14 protein-coding genes and 2 pseudogenes are annotated in these 18,160 nt (G+C 60.4%); 12 read left to right on the top strand and 4 right to left on the bottom strand.

Features of this window, described 5'->3' with window-relative positions:
- Positions 1-57 precede the first annotated feature (57 nt).
- The 8 genes and pseudogenes from V6Z53_RS00285 to V6Z53_RS00250 all read left to right on the top strand — a co-directional run bounded on the left by V6Z53_RS00285 (position 58) and on the right by V6Z53_RS00250 (position 8,866).
- Positions 58-588, top strand: a complete 531-nt coding sequence (locus V6Z53_RS00285) for a 4-vinyl reductase (RefSeq protein ID WP_046818255.1) — start codon at positions 58-60, stop codon at positions 586-588.
- 15 nt (positions 589-603) lie between these two features.
- Complete coding sequence (gene dgcA, locus V6Z53_RS00280) at positions 604-2,664, top strand: dimethylglycine demethylation protein DgcA (protein WP_095057479.1); 2,061 nt, start codon at positions 604-606, stop codon at positions 2,662-2,664.
- Between the two features lie 162 nt (positions 2,665-2,826).
- On the top strand, positions 2,827-4,773 hold the full coding sequence (gene dgcB, locus V6Z53_RS00275; protein WP_338583594.1) for a dimethylglycine demethylation protein DgcB: 1,947 nt from the start codon (positions 2,827-2,829) through the stop codon (positions 4,771-4,773).
- The gene (locus tag V6Z53_RS00270) at positions 4,773-5,993 is read left to right on the top strand and encodes an electron transfer flavoprotein subunit alpha/FixB family protein (protein WP_338583593.1); all 1,221 of its coding nucleotides are present in this window, start codon (positions 4,773-4,775) and stop codon (positions 5,991-5,993) included. The genes dgcB and V6Z53_RS00270 overlap by 1 nt, the downstream gene beginning before the upstream one ends.
- Before the next feature lie 15 nt (positions 5,994-6,008).
- The gene (locus V6Z53_RS00265; protein WP_338583592.1) at positions 6,009-6,779 is read left to right on the top strand and encodes an electron transfer flavoprotein subunit beta; all 771 of its coding nucleotides are present in this window, start codon (positions 6,009-6,011) and stop codon (positions 6,777-6,779) included.
- 44 nt (positions 6,780-6,823) lie between these two features.
- Positions 6,824-6,904: pseudogene (locus V6Z53_RS00260) on the top strand (outer membrane lipoprotein carrier protein LolA); the annotation flags it as partial.
- Between the two features lie 34 nt (positions 6,905-6,938).
- Entirely contained in the window at positions 6,939-7,505 is a 567-nt protein-coding gene (locus V6Z53_RS00255) for a GNAT family N-acetyltransferase (RefSeq protein WP_338583591.1), read from the top strand.
- Positions 7,506-7,708: 203 nt separating this feature from the next.
- Positions 7,709-8,866, top strand: coding sequence for a retropepsin-like aspartic protease (locus tag V6Z53_RS00250; protein ID WP_338583590.1), 1,158 nt, complete (start codon positions 7,709-7,711; stop codon positions 8,864-8,866).
- A 767-nt stretch (positions 8,867-9,633) separates the two neighbouring features.
- Here the strand turns inward: V6Z53_RS00250 and gbcA are convergent.
- Positions 9,634-10,929 carry a glycine-betaine demethylase subunit GbcA gene (gene gbcA, locus V6Z53_RS00245; RefSeq protein ID WP_338583589.1) on the bottom strand — a complete coding sequence of 432 codons (1,296 nt, stop codon included), beginning with the start codon at positions 10,927-10,929 and terminating at the stop codon, positions 9,634-9,636.
- Positions 10,930-11,212: 283 nt separating this feature from the next.
- Here gbcA and gbcB point away from each other — a divergent pair, with 283 nt between their 5' ends.
- The gene (gene gbcB, locus V6Z53_RS00240) at positions 11,213-12,313 is read left to right on the top strand and encodes a glycine-betaine demethylase subunit GbcB (RefSeq protein ID WP_338583588.1); all 1,101 of its coding nucleotides are present in this window, start codon (positions 11,213-11,215) and stop codon (positions 12,311-12,313) included.
- 121 nt (positions 12,314-12,434) lie between these two features.
- Here gbcB and V6Z53_RS00235 read toward each other — a convergent pair whose 3' ends face one another.
- The 3 genes and pseudogenes from V6Z53_RS00235 to V6Z53_RS00225 all read right to left on the bottom strand — a co-directional run bounded on the left by V6Z53_RS00235 (position 12,435) and on the right by V6Z53_RS00225 (position 14,499).
- Positions 12,435-13,259 carry an NAD(P)-dependent oxidoreductase gene (locus V6Z53_RS00235; protein WP_338583587.1) on the bottom strand — a complete coding sequence of 275 codons (825 nt, stop codon included), beginning with the start codon at positions 13,257-13,259 and terminating at the stop codon, positions 12,435-12,437.
- Between the two features lie 99 nt (positions 13,260-13,358).
- A pseudogene (locus V6Z53_RS00230) lies at positions 13,359-13,448 on the bottom strand (metal ABC transporter ATP-binding protein); the annotation flags it as partial.
- Positions 13,449-13,461: 13 nt separating this feature from the next.
- Positions 13,462-14,499 (bottom strand): low specificity L-threonine aldolase, encoded by a 1,038-nt coding sequence (locus tag V6Z53_RS00225; RefSeq protein ID WP_338583586.1) that lies wholly within the window; start codon positions 14,497-14,499, stop codon positions 13,462-13,464.
- 131 nt (positions 14,500-14,630) lie between these two features.
- Here V6Z53_RS00225 and V6Z53_RS00220 point away from each other — a divergent pair, with 131 nt between their 5' ends.
- The 3 genes from V6Z53_RS00220 (at position 14,631) to V6Z53_RS00210 (ending at position 18,158) form a co-directional block, all read left to right on the top strand.
- Complete coding sequence (locus tag V6Z53_RS00220; RefSeq protein WP_338583585.1) at positions 14,631-15,347, top strand: TraX family protein; 717 nt, start codon at positions 14,631-14,633, stop codon at positions 15,345-15,347.
- Positions 15,348-15,630: 283 nt separating this feature from the next.
- Positions 15,631-16,884, top strand: coding sequence for a serine hydroxymethyltransferase (gene glyA / locus V6Z53_RS00215; protein ID WP_338583584.1), 1,254 nt, complete (start codon positions 15,631-15,633; stop codon positions 16,882-16,884).
- A gap of 23 nt (positions 16,885-16,907) precedes the next feature.
- Complete coding sequence (locus V6Z53_RS00210; protein WP_007980419.1) at positions 16,908-18,158, top strand: sarcosine oxidase subunit beta; 1,251 nt, start codon at positions 16,908-16,910, stop codon at positions 18,156-18,158.
- Positions 18,159-18,160: the final 2 nt, after the last annotated feature.

Here is an 18,160-nt window from a genome sequence, read left to right as displayed (position 1 = left end):
TTCCTGCGGCCGTCCGCGCCGCAGGCAACACAACGAATTTTCTGGAGTTAAGTTTCCATGGCCAAGATCGCCCCGCAATTGCCTATCGAAGTCGACAGCGAAACCGGTGTCTGGACTTCCGACGCCCTGCCGATGCTGTACGTACCGCGCCATTTCTTCGTCAACAACCACATGGGCATCGAGGAAGTGCTGGGCGCCGACGCCTACGCCGAGATCCTCTACAAGGCCGGCTACAAATCTGCCTGGCACTGGTGTGAAAAAGAAGCCGAATGCCACGGCCTGGAAGGCGTCGCGGTGTTTGAACACTACATGAAGCGCCTGTCGCAGCGCGGCTGGGGCCTGTTCAAGATCCAGGACATCGACCTCGACAAAGGCACCGCCAGCGTCAAGCTCGAACACTCGGCATTCGTCTACGTGTACGGCAAGGTCGGGCGCAAGGTCGACTACATGTTCACTGGTTGGTTTGCCGGCGCAATGGATCAGATTCTCGCCGCTCGCGGCAGCAAGATCCGCACCGTGGCCGAGCAAGTCTACGGTGGCTCCGAAGAGGGCCACGAAGACGGCTTGTTCATCGTCAAGCCGTTGTAAGTCGAGGAACCCGCCATGGCTTTCGAAGCAATGTTCCAGCCGATCCAGATCGGCAAACTGACCATCCGCAACCGCGTGCTCAGCACCGCGCACGCCGAGGTCTATGCGACCGACGGCGGCATGACCACCGACCGGTACGTCAAGTATTACGAAGAGAAGGCCAAGGGCGGGATCGGCCTGGCGATCTGCGGCGGTTCGTCCGTCGTGGCGATCGACAGCCCGCAGGAATGGTGGAGTTCGGTGAACCTGTCCACCGACCGCATCATTCCGCATTTCCAGAATCTGGCCGACGCCATGCACAAGCACGGCGCCAAGATCATGATCCAGATTACCCACATGGGCCGTCGCTCGCGTTGGGACGGTTTCAACTGGCCGACGCTGATGTCGCCGTCCGGCGTGCGTGAGCCGGTGCACCGTGCGACCTGCAAGACCATCGAGCCGGAAGAAATCTGGCGGGTGATCGGCAACTACGCGCAAGCTGCGCGCCGCGCCAAGGCCGGTGGCCTGGACGGTGTGGAACTGTCGGCCGTGCACCAGCACATGATCGACCAGTTCTGGAGCCCGCGGGTCAACAAGCGTACCGACGAATGGGGCGGCACTTTTGAAGGCCGCATGAAGTTCGGTCTGGAAGTCTTGAAAGCCGTGCGCGCCGAAGTCGGTGACGATTTCTGCGTGGGCATGCGCATCTGCGGTGACGAGTTCCACCCGGACGGTCTGTCCCACGAGGACATGAAGCAGATCGCCAAGTATTACGACGACACCGGCATGCTCGATTTCCTCGGCGTCGTGGGTTCGGGTTGCGACACCCACAACACCCTGGCCAACGTGATCCCGAACATGAGTTATCCACCGGAGCCGTTCCTGCACCTGGCGGCCGGGATCAAGGAAGTGGTGAAGGTTCCTGTGCTGCACGCGCAGAACATCAAGGACCCGAACCAGGCCACCCGCATTCTGGAAGGCGGTTACGTCGACATGGTCGGCATGACCCGCGCACACATCGCCGACCCGCACCTGATCGCCAAGATCAAGATGGGCCAGATCGACCAGATCAAGCAGTGCGTCGGCGCCAACTATTGCATCGACCGTCAGTATCAAGGCCTGGATGTGTTGTGCATCCAGAACGCGGCGACTTCCCGTGAATACATGGGCCTGCCGCACATCATCGAAAAAACCACCGGCGTGAAACGCAAGGTTGTGGTTGTCGGCGCCGGTCCTGCGGGGATGGAAGCCGCCCGCGTTGCCGCCGAACGTGGCCACGACGTGACCCTGTTCGAGAAAAAAGAATTCATCGGCGGGCAAATCACCACGGCCTCGAAAGCGCCGCAACGGGACCAGATCGCCGGTATCACCCGCTGGTATCAGCTGGAACTGGCGCGGCTGAAAGTCGACCTGCGCCTGGGCACCGCGGCGGATGCGCCGACCATCATGGACCTGCGTCCGGATGTGGTGGTGCTGGCCGTCGGTGGTCATCCGTTCATCGAGCAGAACGAACACTGGGGCGCGGCTGAAGGCCTGGTGGTCAGCAGCTGGGACGTGCTCGACGGCAAGGTGGCGCCGGGCAAGAACGTGCTGGTGTACGACACCATTTGCGAATTCACCGGCATGTCAACCGCCGACTTCATCGCGGACAAGGGCAGCCAGGTCGAGATCGTCACCGACGACATCAAGCCGGGTGTAGCCATCGGTGGTACGTCGTTCCCGACTTACTACCGCAGCATGTACCCGAAAGAAGTGATCATGACCGGCGACATGATGCTGGAGAAGGTCTACCGCGAAGGCGACAAGCTGGTGGCGGTGCTGGAGAACGAATACACCGGCGCCAAAGAGGAGCGGGTGGTGGACCAGGTGGTCATCGAAAACGGCGTGCGCCCGGATGAGGAAATCTACTACGCGCTGAAGGAAGGCTCGCGCAACAAAGGCCAGATCGACGTCGAAGCCTTGTTCGCGATCAAGCCGCAACCTTGCCTGGAGCAGAGCGGCGACGGCTACCTGCTGTTCCGCATCGGCGACTGCGTGGCGCAGCGCAACGTGCATGCGGCGATCTATGACGCGCTGCGGTTGTGCAAAGACTTCTAAAGGTTTGCACATGACCCTGTGGGAGCGGGCTTGCTCGCGAATGCATTCTGTCAGTCGCACATGAATTGACTGACCCACCGCTTTCGCGAGCAAGCCCGCTCCCACAGGAACCGAGTAAGGCATCTCGACCTGCAAGACCCTGCGGTCTTTGGGAGCTTCACCATGTTGAACACCCTTCTTCCAATCCTGTTGTTCGCTGCCCTGGGCCTTGCGGTTCTGGGCGCGTTGCGGCGGGTAGCCATGTGGCGCCAGGGCCGGGCTTCGAAAGTCGACCTGATCGGCGGCCTGTTCGCCATGCCCAAGCGTTACATGGTCGATCTGCACCACGTGGTGGCGCGGGACAAATACATCGCCAACACCCACGTCGCCACGGCTGGCGGCGCGGTGGCGTCCATCGTGCTGGCGATTCTGGTGCATGGTTTCGGCCTGCATAACCGCATCCTCGGTTATGCACTGTTGTTGATGTCGGCGGTGATGTTCGTCGGTGCGATCTTCGTCTACCTGCGTCGACGTAACCCACCTTCACGGCTGTCGAAAGGACCGTGGATGCGCCTGCCGAAAAGCCTGCTGGCGTTCTCGGCGTCGTTCTTCCTGCTGACCCTGCCGGTGGCCGGGATCCTGCCGGAAAACTTCGGTGGCTGGCTGTTGGCTGCGATTCTTGGGGTTGGCGTGTTGTGGGGCGTGTCGGAACTGTTCTTCGGCATGACCTGGGGCGGGCCGATGAAGCACGCCTTCGCCGGTGCGCTGCACCTGGCCTGGCACCGTCGCGCCGAACGCTTTGGCGGCGGTCGCTCCACCGGTTTGAAACCGCTGGACCTCAACGACCCGAGCGCGCCGCTGGGCGTGGAAAAACCCAAGGATTTCACCTGGAACCAGTTGCTCGGTTTTGACGCCTGCGTGCAGTGCGGTAAATGCGAAGCCGCGTGCCCGGCATTCGCCGCCGGCCAGCCGCTGAACCCGAAAAAACTGATTCAGGACATGGTCGTTGGCCTCGCGGGCGGCACCGATGCCAAGTTCGCTGGCAGCCCCTATCCAGGCAAGGCCATCGGCGAACACGCCGGCAATCCGCATCAACCGATCGTCAACGGTCTGGTCGATGCCGAAACCCTGTGGTCATGCACTACTTGCCGCGCCTGCGTCGAGGAATGCCCGATGATGATCGAACACGTCGATGCCATCGTCGACATGCGTCGCCATCTGACCCTGGAAAAAGGCGCGACCCCGAACAAGGGTGCCGAAGTCCTGGAAAACCTGATCGCCACCGACAACCCGGGCGGCTTTGCGCCGGGCGGGCGGATGAACTGGGCGGCGGATTTGAACCTCAATCTGTTGAGCGAAAAGAAATCCACCGACGTATTGTTCTGGGTCGGCGACGGCGCCTTCGACATGCGCAACCAGCGCACCTTGCGCGCATTCGTCAAAGTTTTGAAAGCAGCGAAAATCGACTTCGCCGTACTCGGCCTGGAAGAGCGCGACAGCGGTGACGTGGCCCGACGCCTGGGTGACGAAGCGACCTTCCAGCTGTTGGCCAAACGCAACATCCAGACCCTGGCCAAATACAGCTTCAACCGCATCGTCACTTGCGATCCACACAGTTTCCACGTGCTGAAAAACGAATATGGCGCCTTCGACGGCAACTACCTCGTGCAGCACCACAGCACCTACATGGCCGAAATTATCGAGGCCGGTGCGCTGAACCTCGGCCAGCACAAAGGCGACAGCGTGACCTATCACGATCCGTGCTACCTCGGCCGCTACAACGGCGAATACGAGGCGCCGCGTCAGGTCTTGCGCGCGCTGGGGATTGAAGTCAAAGAGATGCAACGTTCCGGTTTCCGATCGCGCTGCTGCGGCGGTGGTGGCGGCGCGCCGATCACCGACATTCCCGGCAAGCAGCGGATTCCCGACATGCGCATGGAAGACATCCGCGAGACCGGCGCCGAACTGGTGGCCGTGGGTTGCCCGCAATGCACCGCGATGCTTGAAGGCGTGGTCGAACCTCGGCCGCTGATCAAGGACATTGCTGAACTGGTGGCGGACGCATTGCTTGAAGACGAAATGCCCAAGCCGTCTACACCGGCCAAACGTGAACCTGCGGAGGTGCATTGATGAGCGACATTATCCGCCGCGACCCCCGCGCCGAATGGATCGCCCGTAACCGCTTGCATCCGCTGCACGCGGCCATGCAGCCGGCACAACACAGCTGGATGGGGCCGAACGGCGTCATCCGCAAGAATCTGCACGGCATCGGTTTTATCGGCCCCAACGGCATCAAGCGCATTGACCGCAGTGGCGCCCAACAGGGCGGGGCCACCAAGCGTACCGCCGCCGTTGAAGTGCAATTGCCGCTGCATCAAGTGCCGGCACCGGCGTTTTACATTTGCGTGGTGCCGGACATGGTCGGTGGCCGCTTGGGCAGCCACGACCGCGACCTGCTGGGCCTGGCTCATCAGCTGGCCGGCAAGGACGGTGCGGTACTGGCCGTGGTCTTCGGCGAACACAAGGAAAGTGCATTCGCCACGGCCGGCGTCGACCGCTTGCTGGTGCTCGAAGGCGAAGAATTCAGCGGTTATGCACCGGAGCAGCGTGTTCAGGGCTTGCGGGCTGTGGATAATCAGTTCAGCCCGCGTCATTGGTTGCTGCCCGACAGCCGCAGCGGTGGCGGCGAACTGGGCCGGCGCTTCGCTGCAGCACTGGGCGAACGCCCGGCCACGCGGGTCTGGCAGGTCAAGGATCAGGAATGCATTGGCCGCGCCGGTGCGGGTCTGCAAGACCTGGCTCGACCAGTTGCGCGCTTGATTCTGGCCGCCGTGGAATGTGCCGAGCCGGTCAGTGAAACCCGTCACGAAGCATTGCCGGTGGAGTTATCCACAGCCGTGGCGCGCAGTCTCTCGCGCATCGAGGATCTGGGCGCAGTGGCGGTGGATCCGGCGGCGATTCCGATGGCTGAAGCCGAGTTCATCTTCTCCGGTGGCAACGGGGTCAAGGATTGGGATTTGTTCCACCAGACGGCCGCGGCCCTCGGCGCCACCGAAGGTGCATCCCGGGTGGCGGTGGACGATGGCTTCATGGCCCGCGACCGTCAGGTTGGTGCGTCGGGCACCTGGGTCACCGCACGGGTCTACGTGGCGGTGGGGATTTCCGGGGCGATCCAGCACCTGCAAGGCATCGGTGCCTGCGACAAGGTGGTGGCGATCAACCTCGATCCTGGCTGCGACATGATCAAACGTGCCGACCTGTCGGTGATCGGCGAGAGCGCCGAGATTCTTCGAGCCTTGATCGCGGCGGTAGAGGCTTACCGCAACGACGCCAAGCGCGATGCGGCTTAAGGGAAGGAAAGGGTTATGAGCACGAAAATCATCAGCCTGGTGTCCATCGGCGCCCACCCGACTTCCGGTCGACCACGTCGCGCGGAGCAGGATGCGCGGGCGGTGGAACTGGGTCTGCAACTGGCTGGGGATAACTTGCAGGTGCTGCATGCCGGCGACGTCGCCGAGCCTGCGTTGCGCGCGTATCTGGGCATGGGCCTTGAGCAACTCCACGTGCTGGAGCAACCGCAAGGCGCCGACGCGCTGCCGGCTTTGACCGCGTATTTGCGTGACGCTGGGGCACAAGTGGTGCTGACCGGCAGTCAGGCGGAAACCGGTGAAGGCTCGGGCATGTTGCCGTTTCTTCTGGCGGAAAGCCTCGGTTGGCCGCTGGTGGTGGGGCTGGCGCAGGTCGAGTCCATCGACGGTGGTTCGGCGCTGGTGCTGCAAGCCTTGCCCCGTGGTCAGCGTCGTCGTTTGAAAGTGCGGCTGCCGTTTCTGGCGACTGTGGATAACGCCGCACCGAAGCCTCGGCAGAGTGCTTACGGCCCGGCCCGGCGCGGCCTTCTGCAGGCCAATGACGTAGAAGTCGTCGACGATGAACTGCTGGCGGTTGCGACATTGCAACCCGCCAAGCCACGGCCAAAACGCTTGAAGGTGATCAAGGCCAAGAGCGGCGCCGATCGGATGAAAGCCGCAACGGCAAAAGCCAGTGGTGGTGGCGGACAAGTACTCAAAGGCGTAACCCCCCAGGCCGGTGCCGAAGCCATCCTCAAATTGCTGATTGAAGAAGGCGTGGTTCGCTAACTCAGTTTCAGCACAAATCCCCTGTAGGAGCGAGCCTGCTCGCGATGGTCGTCAACGATGACGCGGGATGCCTGAATGACCTTGGGGGCCTCAGGTTTTTCGCGAGCAGGCTCGCTCCTACAGTTTTGATCGTCGGTTACCAGAATTCATGAGGAAACAATGGCAGTTGAATTTCGTTCGGCGGTCCGCACTGATGCGCGTGAGATTGCGCGTCTGTTCCAGATCTCATCAGAAGGTGCTTCAGACTACATCTGGAGCCAGTTGGCCGAGCCTGGCCAGGATTTGCTGGACGTAGGTACCATTCGTTACTCCCGTGACGACGTGGATTTCTCCTACCAGAACTGCCTGATTGCGGAGGCCGACGGCCAAGTCATCGGCATGCTGCACAGCTACGCCATGCGCCACGATCCTGAGGCCGTGCCAACCACCGACCCGGTGCTGGCGCCGTACGCCGACATGGAAGTGCCCGACACGCTCTACATCTCCAGCCTCGCGCTGCACGAAGGCTGGCGCAATCGGGGCCTTGGCGTGCAATTTCTCGCCCATGCCCAGGAACGCGCCAACGAGCTCGGGCTCCAGGGCTTGAGCCTGATCGACTATGCCGCCAATACCGGTGCCCGGCGCTTCTATGAGCGACACGGCTTTGCAATCATCAAGACTTGCCAGGTCGCACCTCATCCAATGATCCGCGTCACGGGTGACGCCTATCTTATGCACAGGCCCTGATCCCGTTTCAGGCATTGCACAGGCAACGTTATCCACAATCTCTCGGCTCGCCTGTCGGTGAGCTACAGTTTTCTGTGCGCTGTTTAAGGGTGCAGCACGGTTCCGGGATCTCAGACATTCAGCGCTTGCTCATAAAACTCAGGTTTATGAATGGGTTGAATATGAAGGCTGTCTGTCGGTCTTTGCTGCTCTTTGCATGCGCCATGTGCGCGTCTTCGGGATTGATGTCTGCTCCCCGGACGGAAGCGCCTGAGCAGGATTTTGATCGGTGGCTGGCGTCAGAGGCGGGGCAGAAAGCCTCGCTGGCGCAGATACGCCAGCGCTGTGAGCAAGTACTGGATGCGGCCAACAACCTCAATTGCTCCGTATCCGTGGTTGCCCGGATGTTCGAGCTCAAAGCGGCCAATCAGCTTCCCGACTACTTCGTGGCGACCCAGCGCAAACACGCCCGAGCAATCGAAGCCAATGCCGAGTTGAAAATGCTGTTTTCCATGTTCGGCGATGAATCGCTGTCGACGCTGAGAACGACCGGCGATTTCTCGGTGAGAAGAAGCCGGCAGCGTGAAGTGCTGACGATTCACCCGTACTCCAGCGAACATTTCGTCTCCGACGAGGTACTGCCGTTCATCGACGTCAAAGCGGCAAACGGTCACTCAGTACGATTCATTGTCGATACCGGCGCCCCGCAAACCCGGATCAACTACGCCACCGCCAAGCTGATGGGGATCAGGTTACTGACCGACTCCCACTACGCCTACAGCACGTTTTACGGCGAGAGCGACCTGGCTGCCAAACTTGGCGTCCTTGACGCCTTGAGCATCGGCGCCAGTGAGTTCAGGAACGTCCTGGTGTTTGTCAGTGATCGCGACAACTTGCTGGGGCTCGATCTGATCAGCAAGCTCGGGCCGTTGAAAATCAGCAGGAAAACCCTGGAGCTCAACCCCGCGCGCGCCGTGCGGTGCGATTCGCCGATTACCTACACCCGCCTGGATATCAATCAGCGGCTGACCATCCCTGCGCGGCTGGACAACCGGGCGACGTTCGCGATTGTCGATACCGGCAATGTCGATTACCTGACCTCGGCTGCTCCGGGGCCTCAGGTCAATGTCGTCACGTCGATGACCCCGGGCAACTCACCGGCCAACGCTACCGATCAGCATTACCAGACCTTCAAAGGCGTGTTGAAGTTGCCGGGCAACACCTTGGCGCTCACCTACAAATACTATCCGGGGTTCACCATTCCTGCGTCCATGCTGCTTGGGCGCTACGTGCCATCGATCTTGCTCGGGTGGCGTGCATTCGACGACTTTGAGTTAAACCTAGATATCGAGGCGGGGCGGTCGTGTTTTAACAAGGTTTGACCCTGTTTACCCACAATCCCTGTTGGCGCTTCTGTGGATAACATGTTTGCCCATTGCTGCAGCCCAGGGAAATAGGGGGCTGTAGCCGTTAGATCAAAAAACAATCAGCGTAACTTCTGGTTTTCCAAAGCTTTTTTCAGAAAATTAATCCACACAGGGACCAAGAGTTGCCCCCAATCTCTGTTGGCGCTTCTGTGGATAAGATGTTCGCTTACCGCTGAAGGCCTTATAAACCGTAGCTTTCAAGCTTCTGGTTAATAAATGACCAAAACATCGGTTTGACCCGTCATCCCGCGCTCAAGAGCAGAAAAATCGCGGCTTGCAGCGGTTTTCCACAGCGCTTTGGAAGTTGCCCCCAAAGTCTGTTGGCGCTTCTGTGGATAAGGTGTTTGTCATACGCTACAGGCCATGTAATACGTGGCTCGCAGGAGATTGATCAATAAATGAACAGGCGCCGTTGAAAATCATGCATTTGGATAAGTCACGGATTTTCTTTAGTTTCTGTGTAGAAAGTTTTGCGTGTTTCCACAGTTGTCCCCATTTGCTGTGGGTGGAGGTGTGGATAACTTGTTTGCGGAAGGCTGGGAGGCGCGGGGGGTATAGCGTGGAACGAAATAGATCATATTTCGTACAGTTCTAAGTGGAGAAACTGAAATCGCTTTCGCGAGCAAGCCCGCTCCCACATTTATCCGTGTCGTTCACAGAAGTTGTGAATGACACCGATTCACTGTGGGAGCGGGCTTGCTCGCGAAGCTTTTCCTTTTGATTTAACCCTGAACTGGAACACCCTTGAGGTAAGGCGCAGGCTCAGCCCCCAGATTGCTCAGCAAACGCTCGCTGTACCAATCCACAAAGTTCACCACACCAAACTCATAAGTCTTGGAGTAAGGCCCAGGCTGGTAAGCGGTGGAGTTGATCCCGCGCTGGTTCTCTTCGGCCAGGCGACGGTCCTGGTCGTTGGTGGCGTCCCACACCTGGCGCATGCGGTCGACGTCGTAGTCCACGCCTTCGACGGCGTCCTTGTGCACGACCCACTTGGTGGTGACCATGGTTTCCTGCGCGCTGATCGGCCACACGGTGAACACGATGATGTGGTCGCCCATGCAGTGGTTCCAGGAGTGCGGCAGGTGCAGGATGCGCATCGAGCCCAGGTCCGGATTCTTGATGCGGCCCATGAGCTTGGCGCAGCCCTGTTTGCCGTCCAGGGTCATCGACACGGTGCCCTTGAGCAGCGGCATGCGCACGATGCGGTTGCGCAGGCCGAAGCTGGCGTGGGCGTAAGGGATCTTCTCGGCTTCCCAGGCAGCGGCGGAGGCGGCCACGTGGTCCTTGAACGCCTGATCGGCGCGCGGGTCGGTGACGTCGTCCCATTCGAGCAGGGTTTTCAATAGTTCCGGGTGCGACGCGTTGCAGTGGTAGCACTCGCGGTTGTTTTCCAGCACCAGTTTCCAGTTGGCCTTTTCCATCAAGGTGGTGGTGATCGCCACCTTGGTGTTTTCCATGTCGTACGGTTCCATGTAATGGCTGAGCGTCGACAGGAAGTCATCGATGGCCGGCGGGTTCTCCGCCAGGCTGATGAAGATGTAGCCGCCAGCGGTCTTCACGTTCACCGGTTTGAGGCCGTACTGCTTCATGTCGAAGTCGGCACCCATTTCGGTGCCGGCGAACAGCAGGCGGCCGTCGAGTTCGTACGTCCACTGGTGGTAGTGGCAGACCAGTTTGGCGACCTTGCCTTTTTCGCTGGTGCACAGGCGCGAGCCACGGTGGCGGCAGACGTTGTGGAACGCATGCACCACGCCTTCGGCGCCGCGAATCACGATGATCGGGTTCTTGCCCACTTGCAGGGTCAGGTAGTTGCCCTTGGTTGGGATTTCGCAGGTCATGCCGGCGATCAACCACTCTTTCTGAAAGATTTCCTGCATGTCGATATCAAACAGGCGCTCGTCCGAGTAAAACGGCTGCGGCAGCGAGAACGTGCGCTCGCGCTCTTGCAGCATTTGCGCGGTGGCCTTGCGTGCGGGTTCCAGCGGATCGCCCAGGCTCAGGGTAGTAGTGACGTCCATCGTTTAATCCTCAAGGCCATTCTGTGTGGCCGGCGAAAGTGGCTAATCAGGTTTGCTACGCAAGGTGTAAAAAAACTGTCGTTGTGTGGAGCGAGTGTGGGGCCGGCGCAGGCCAGAACCTTATCCATGGGCGACATGATGCAATCTGTTCCCGACGCGCAACCCCCGGTAGTTGCGGGCTGGTCGCGATAAGCATGTGAATGTCGCAGATGGGTAAATGGGTGGTTCGCGCTATACGCAGAATCGCCAACATGAAGGCCGACAGTCGGCCGTGGAGATCAGCATGTCCAACAGCTTCCTGAACCCGGTAACCACCCAGACCTGGGCCAATGGTCGACACATCGTCCGTTGCGTCAAAGTCATCCAGGAAACCTGGGATGTGCGCACCTTCTGTTTCATGGCCGACCAGCCGATCCTGTTCTTCTTCAAGCCGGGGCAGTTCGTCACCCTGGAGCTGGAAATCGAAGGCCAGCCGATCATGCGCTCGTACACCATTTCCAGCTCGCCGTCGGTACCGTACAGCTTTTCGGTGACCATCAAGCGCGTGCCGGGCGGCAAGGTTTCCAACTGGCTGCACGACACCCTGCACGAAGGCCAGGAGCTGGCGGTACACGGCCCGGTCGGGCTGTTCAATGCCATGGACTTCACCGCGCCAAAGGTGCTTTACCTCAGCGGCGGCGTCGGTATCACACCGGTCATGTCCATGGCGCGCTGGTTCTACGACACCAACGGCAATGTCGACATGGTGTTTATCCACAGCGCTCGTTCGCCCAAGGACATCATTTATCACCGCGAGCTGGAGCATATGGCGTCGCGGATCGAAAACTTCAGCCTGCACCTGATCTGCGAGAAGCACGGGATGGGTGAGCCGTGGGCCGGTTATCGCGGTTACCTCAACCACCGAATGCTTGAATTGATGGCGCCGGACTTCCTTGAGCGCGAAGTGTTCTGCTGCGGCCCGACGCCGTACATGAATGCGGTCAAACGCCTGCTGGAAGCCGCCGGTTTCGACATGTCGCGCTACCACGAGGAATCCTTCGGCGCGACTCCGCCGGAAGCGCGCGCCGATGCAGTGGAACACGCCGAGCAGGCGGCCGACGCACCGGAACTCGACTTGGCGGATCTGCATCAGGTGGAATTCACCGCATCGGGGAAAAGCATTCGCATTGCGCCGGGCGAAACCGTTCACGCGGCGGCAGCGAAGGCTGGCTTGCTGATCCCGAAAGCCTGCGGCATGGGTATTTGCGGCACCTGCAAGGTGTTGAAGCTCGGCGGCGAAGTGGAGATGGAGCACAACGGCGGGATCACCGAAGAAGACGAAGCCGAAGGGTACATTCTGTCGTGCTGCAGTGTGCCGAAGGGCGACGTGCGCATCGAGTTCTGATCAACACGTATTCACCTTGTAGGAGCTGTCGAGTGAAACGAGGCTGCGATCTTTTAAAGATCAAGATCAAAAGATCGCAGCCTCGTTTCACTCGACAGCTCCTACAGGGGGTGTGGATATCTCAGTCGACGAACAGGTCAGTCATCAGCTTGTCGTCGCTGTCCGGCTCGAAACGATAATGATTGAATTCGGTCACCCCGCTTTCCCGCAAAATCTCCTCATCAATCAACAAGCGCCCGGTCAGGCTGCGCCCGTGGCTGCTCAGGATGATATGCGCCGCATCCGCCATGATCGCTGGTGTACGCGCATGCTTGAACGACTCCCGTGACCCCAACTGAAATTCGATCGCCGCCGTGGCAATCATCGTCTGCGGCCACAGTGAGTTGACGCTGATCCCGTAATTCTTGAATTCCTCGCTCATGCCCAGGGTCAGCATGCTCATGCCGTATTTGGTCACGGTGTACGGGCTGTATTGGGCGAACCATTTGCTGGCGAGGTTCAAGGGCGGGGACAGGTTGAGAATGTGTCCACTGGACTTCTTCAGGTAGGGCAACGCCGCCTGACTGCACAGCAAAACGGCGCGGGTGTTGATCTGGTGCATCAGGTCGAAACGCTTGAGTTCGATGTGCTGAACCCCGGTCAACTTGATCGCCCCGGCGTTGTTGACCAGCGCATCGATCGCGCCGAAATGTTCATTGGCCTGGGCCAGCGCCTCACGCACGGCGACTTCATCGCGCACGTCCACTTGCAAGGCCAGCGCCTTGCCGCCCGCGGCTTCCACTTCCTGCGCCACACTGAAAATCGTCCCCGGCAGCTTGGCGTGGGGTTCGGCACTTTTGGCGGCGATCACGATGTTGGCGCCATCACGCGCAGCGCGCAGCGCAATCTCGCGGCCTATGCCACGGCTGGCACCGGTGATGAACAGGGTTTTGCCTTGCAATGACATGCGCACGCTCCTGATTATTGTTATGTGAGCGGGGAGGCTCGACAAACAATGTAGACGAAGTCTTCAGGTACGGACGGAGAGGGGAAATCGTGCTGGCTTTTGTGGGAGCGGGCTTGCTCGCGAAAGCGGTGTGTCATTCAACATCAATGTTGACTGATCGGACGCTTTCGCGAGCAAGCCCGCTCCCACAGGGGATCGCGGTTTACGCCATCACTTCACGGATGTCGCGGGCCAACTCACGCACGCGCTCTTCCTCGGTGTCCCACGAGCACATGAAGCGTGCGCCGCCGTTGCCGATGAAGGTGTAGAAGCGCCAGCCCTTGGCGGTCAGTGCGGCGATGGCCGGTTCCGAGAGTTGCAGGAAAACACCATTGGCCTGCACCGGGAACATCAGTTCCACGCCTGGAATGTCGCTGACCAGCTCTGCGAGCAATTGCGCGCAGTGGTTGGCGTGGCGGGCGTATTTGAGCCAGGCGTGGTTTTCCAGGATGCCGACCCACGGCGCTGACAGGAAGCGCATTTTCGACGCCAGTTGCCCGGCCTGTTTGCAGCGGTAGTCGAAGTCTTCAGCGAGTTTGTGGTTGAAGAACAGGATCGCCTCGCCCACGGCCATGCCGTTTTTCGTGCCGCCGAAGCACAGCACGTCGACGCCGGCCTTCCAGGTCAGGTCCGCCGGGGTGCAGCCGAGGAATGCGCAGGCGTTGGAGAAACGCGCGCCGTCCATGTGCAGGTTCAGGCCCAGCTCTTTGCAGGTGGCGCTGATGGCGCGGATTTCTTCCGGGGTGTAGACGCTGCCGACTTCGGTGGCCTGGGTCAGGGTCACCACGCGTGGTTTCGGATAGTGGATGTCCTGGCGCTTGAGCGCGACTTCGCGGATCGATTCCGGCGTCAGTTTGCCGTTTTCAGTACGGGCGATCAGCAACTTGGAGCCGTTGGAGAAGAATTCCGGTGCGCCGCATTCGTCGGTTTCGACGTGGGCGGTTTCCGAGCAGATCACACTGTGGTAACTCTGGCACAGCGACGACAGGGCCAACGAGTTGGCGGCGGTGCCGTTGAAGGCGAAGAACACTTCGCAGTCGGTTTCGAACAGTTTGCGGAAATCGTCGGACGCGCGGGCGGTCCACTCGTCGTCGCCGTAAGCGCGCTGGTGGCCATGGTTGGCCTGTTCCATGGCGGCCCAGGCTTCAGGGCAAATGCCGGAATAGTTGTCGCTGGCGAATTGTTGGCTCTTATCGGTCATGGCCTGCTTCCGTGGTCGGGGCGCTTATGGTGAAACGTCCCGTGGTCAATGATGGTGCGCACTTTACCGAAGATCATCCGGGGAGCACACGGGATGTCGCTGTCAGAAAAATACAAGGATGCCGGCCAATTATGCACGTGAGACAGCGTGACGGTGCACTGGATCTGCTCAAGTGGCTGGCGCTGCTGAGCATGGTCCTCGATCACCTGCGATATGTCGGTTACTCCGCCGATTGGCTGTATGTGCCGGGGCGGTTGGCGTTTCCGTGGTTTTGCCTGGCGATGGCGGCGAACCTGGCGCGGGCGTCGGCAGTCGCGACAAGCGGTCAGTGGCGTTATCTGGGCTGGATGTTGCTGTTTAGTGCGGCCAGCGAAATTCCCTACCGGATGTTCATTTCCAATCCCGACACGCTCAATGTGTTTCCCACACTGGCCCTTGGTCTGTTGGTGGCGCGGGGCTGGCAGCAATCGACGCTGCAATCGCGCTTGTTGGCGGTCGGCGCTTTGCTGTTGGCGTCGTTTTTCTCCCAGCGATTGATGTTCGGTTTCTTTGGCGTGCTGCTGCCGTGGGTGATGCTGCTGGTGATCCGTCGCCCGTGGTATTTCGCGCTGTTGCCGGGGCTGGTCTGTCTGGCCGCCAATCAATGGCAGGTGCTGTATTACTCCGTTCGATTGGGCAATCACGTGGCGATGGCGGCGGTTGCCACTTGTCTGATTGCGCCATGGCTGGGGCTGTTCTTGTTGCGACACCTGCGTGACGTAAAACCACTGCCGATGCGGCGGTGGGCGTATGCGCTGTATCCCGTGCATTTCCTGCTTTTGTTACTTCTTCGCCAGATCGTCGCATGACCCTGTGGGAGCTGGCTTGCCAGCGATAGCGGTGGACCAGCCGCCATCAATGCCGGATGTGGTGACGTTATCGCTGGCAAGCCAGCTCCCACAGGGTTTCTCGATGAATTGAGGGTTGTGTTCGGCAAGCCATTTCCCGCCATGTCGTAAACGCACCTTTGCGTGGCGCCCGTAGGCATTTGAACTCTCCAAGCCAGTCATACCATCGCTATCAAAGGGCACTGCCGAAACACCGGTGCCTTACCGAGACGAATGGCGCACAGATGCCGCTGGGAGAGACGCGATGTTCAGCAAGCAAGACCAGATCCAGGGTTACGACGATGCACTGCTGGCGGCGATGAATGCCGAGGAGCAACGTCAGGAAGATCACATCGAGCTGATCGCGTCGGAGAACTACACCAGCAAGCGCGTGATGGAAGCGCAAGGCAGCGGCCTGACCAACAAGTACGCCGAAGGCTATCCGGGCAAGCGCTACTACGGTGGCTGCGAGCACGTCGACAAGGTCGAAGCCCTGGCCATCGAGCGCGCCAAGCAGCTGTTCGGTGCCGATTACGCCAACGTCCAGCCTCACTCCGGTTCCTCGGCCAACAGCGCCGTGTACCTGGCCCTGCTGCAAGCCGGCGACACCATCCTCGGCATGAGCCTGGCCCACGGCGGTCACCTGACCCACGGCGCCAAAGTGTCGTCTTCGGGCAAGCTGTACAACGCCGTGCAGTACGGCATCGACACCAAGACCGGCCTGATCGATTACGACGAAGTCGAGCGCCTGGCCGTCGAGTGCAAGCCGAAGATGATCGTTGCCGGTTTCTCGGCTTACTCCAAGACGCTGGACTTCCCACGTTTCCGTCAGATCGCCGACAAGGTTGGCGCGCTGCTGTTCGTCGACATGGCCCACGTTGCCGGTCTGGTCGCCGCTGGCCTGTACCCGAACCCGCTGCCGTATGCCGACGTGGTCACCACCACCACCCACAAGACCCTGCGTGGTCCACGTGGCGGCCTTATCCTGTGCAAGGCCAATGAAGAAATCGAGAAGAAGCTCAACGCTGCGGTATTCCCCGGTGCCCAGGGCGGCCCGCTGATGCACGTGATCGCCGGTAAGGCCGTGTGCTTCAAAGAGGCGCTGGAGCCAGGCTTCAAGGCTTACCAACAACAAGTGATCGACAACGCCCAGGCCATGGCCGGCGTGTTTATCAAACGCGGCTACGATGTAGTGTCCGGCGGTACCGACAACCACCTGTTCCTGGTCAGCCTGATCCGTCAGGGCCTCACCGGCAAAGAGGCGGATGCAGCACTCGGTCGCGCCCACATCACCGTTAACAAGAACGCTGTCCCGAACGATCCACAGTCGCCGTTCGTGACCTCCGGCCTGCGCATCGGCACCCCGGCGGTGACCACGCGCGGCTTCAAGGTGAGCCAGTGCGTGACGCTGGCCGGCTGGATCTGCGACATCCTCGACAACCTCGGCGACGCCGATGTCGAGGCCAATGTTGCCCAGCAAGTGTCGGCACTGTGCGCGGACTTCCCGGTTTATCGCTGAGCGCGGTTTTGGAGTAAATGACTATGCAACGCTATTCGGGCTTCGGCCTCTTCAAACACTCCCTCAGCCACCACGAAAACTGGCAGCGCATGTGGCGCACGCCGACCCCGAAAAAGGTCTACGACGTGGTCATCGTCGGCGGTGGCGGGCACGGTCTGGCGACCGCCTACTACCTGGCCAAGGAACACGGCATTACCAATGTGGCCGTGGTCGAGAAGGGCTGGCTGGGCGGCGGTAACACCGCGCGCAACACCACCATCGTTCGCTCCAACTACCTGTGGGACGAATCGGCGCACCTGTACGAACACGCGATGAAACTGTGGGAAGGCCTGTCCCAGGATCTGAACTACAACGTGATGTTCTCCCAGCGTGGCGTCTACAACCTGTGCCACACCCTGCAGGATATCCGTGATTCCGAGCGTCGGGTCAGCGCCAACCGCCTCAACGGCGTCGACGGTGAACTGCTCGATGCCAAGCAAGTGGCCGACGAGATTCCGTACCTCGACTGCTCGAAGAACACTCGCTACCCGGTGATGGGCGCTACCGTCCAGCGTCGCGGCGGCGTAGCTCGTCACGATGCCGTGGCCTGGGGCTTTGCTCGGGCCGCCGACGCACTGGGCGTGGACCTGATCCAGCAGACCGAAGTGATCGGTTTCCGTAAGGAAAACGGCGTATGCATCGGCGTTGAAACCAACAAGGGCTTCATCGGCGCCAAGCGCGTCGGCGTGGTCACCGCCGGTAACTCCGGGCACATGGCCAAACTCGCCGGTTTCCGTCTGCCGATCGAATCCCACCCGCTGCAAGCGCTGGTGTCCGAGCCGATCAAACCGATTATCGACAGCGTGATCATGTCCAACGCCGTACACGGTTACATCAGCCAGTCCGACAAGGGCGACCTGGTGATCGGCGCCGGTATCGACGGCTACAACGGCTACGGCCAGCGTGGTTCGTACCCGGTGATCGAGCACACCATCCAGGCCATCGTCGAGATGTTCCCGGTGCTGTCCCGCGTACGCATGAACCGTCAGTGGGGCGGCATCGTCGACACCACGCCGGATGCCTGCCCGATCATCTCGAAGACTCCGGTACCGAACATGTTCTTCAACTGCGGTTGGGGCACCGGCGGCTTCAAGGCCACACCTGGCTCGGGCAACGTGTTTGCCGCGAGTTTGGCCAAGGGTGAAATGCACCCATTGGCCGCACCTTTCTCCATCGACCGTTTCCACAACGGTGCGTTGATCGATGAACACGGCGCTGCTGCGGTTGCCCACTAACA

It is taken from the genome of Pseudomonas sp. MAG733B (assembly GCF_036884845.1).
GTDB lineage: Bacteria > Pseudomonadota > Gammaproteobacteria > Pseudomonadales > Pseudomonadaceae > Aquipseudomonas.
This window is presented reverse-complemented; position numbering and strand designations above follow the sequence as displayed.

What these genes read in the sequence shown, in the direction of transcription:
- V6Z53_RS00285 (WP_046818255.1), top strand. Translation starts at nt 58, where the DNA reads ATGGCCAAGATCGCCCCGCAATTGCCTATCGAAGTCGACAGCGAAACC.
- dgcA (WP_095057479.1), top strand. Translation starts at nt 604, where the DNA reads ATGGCTTTCGAAGCAATGTTCCAGCCGATCCAGATCGGCAAACTGACC.
- dgcB (WP_338583594.1), top strand. Translation starts at nt 2,827, where the DNA reads ATGTTGAACACCCTTCTTCCAATCCTGTTGTTCGCTGCCCTGGGCCTT.
- V6Z53_RS00270 (WP_338583593.1), top strand. Translation starts at nt 4,773, where the DNA reads ATGAGCGACATTATCCGCCGCGACCCCCGCGCCGAATGGATCGCCCGT.
- V6Z53_RS00265 (WP_338583592.1), top strand. Translation starts at nt 6,009, where the DNA reads ATGAGCACGAAAATCATCAGCCTGGTGTCCATCGGCGCCCACCCGACT.
- V6Z53_RS00255 (WP_338583591.1), top strand. Translation starts at nt 6,939, where the DNA reads ATGGCAGTTGAATTTCGTTCGGCGGTCCGCACTGATGCGCGTGAGATT.
- V6Z53_RS00250 (WP_338583590.1), top strand. Translation starts at nt 7,709, where the DNA reads ATGTGCGCGTCTTCGGGATTGATGTCTGCTCCCCGGACGGAAGCGCCT.
- gbcA (WP_338583589.1), bottom strand. Translation starts at nt 10,929, where the DNA reads ATGGACGTCACTACTACCCTGAGCCTGGGCGATCCGCTGGAACCCGCA.
- gbcB (WP_338583588.1), top strand. Translation starts at nt 11,213, where the DNA reads ATGTCCAACAGCTTCCTGAACCCGGTAACCACCCAGACCTGGGCCAAT.
- V6Z53_RS00235 (WP_338583587.1), bottom strand. Translation starts at nt 13,259, where the DNA reads ATGTCATTGCAAGGCAAAACCCTGTTCATCACCGGTGCCAGCCGTGGC.
- V6Z53_RS00225 (WP_338583586.1), bottom strand. Translation starts at nt 14,499, where the DNA reads ATGACCGATAAGAGCCAACAATTCGCCAGCGACAACTATTCCGGCATT.
- V6Z53_RS00220 (WP_338583585.1), top strand. Translation starts at nt 14,631, where the DNA reads ATGCACGTGAGACAGCGTGACGGTGCACTGGATCTGCTCAAGTGGCTG.
- glyA (WP_338583584.1), top strand. Translation starts at nt 15,631, where the DNA reads ATGTTCAGCAAGCAAGACCAGATCCAGGGTTACGACGATGCACTGCTG.
- V6Z53_RS00210 (WP_007980419.1), top strand. Translation starts at nt 16,908, where the DNA reads ATGCAACGCTATTCGGGCTTCGGCCTCTTCAAACACTCCCTCAGCCAC.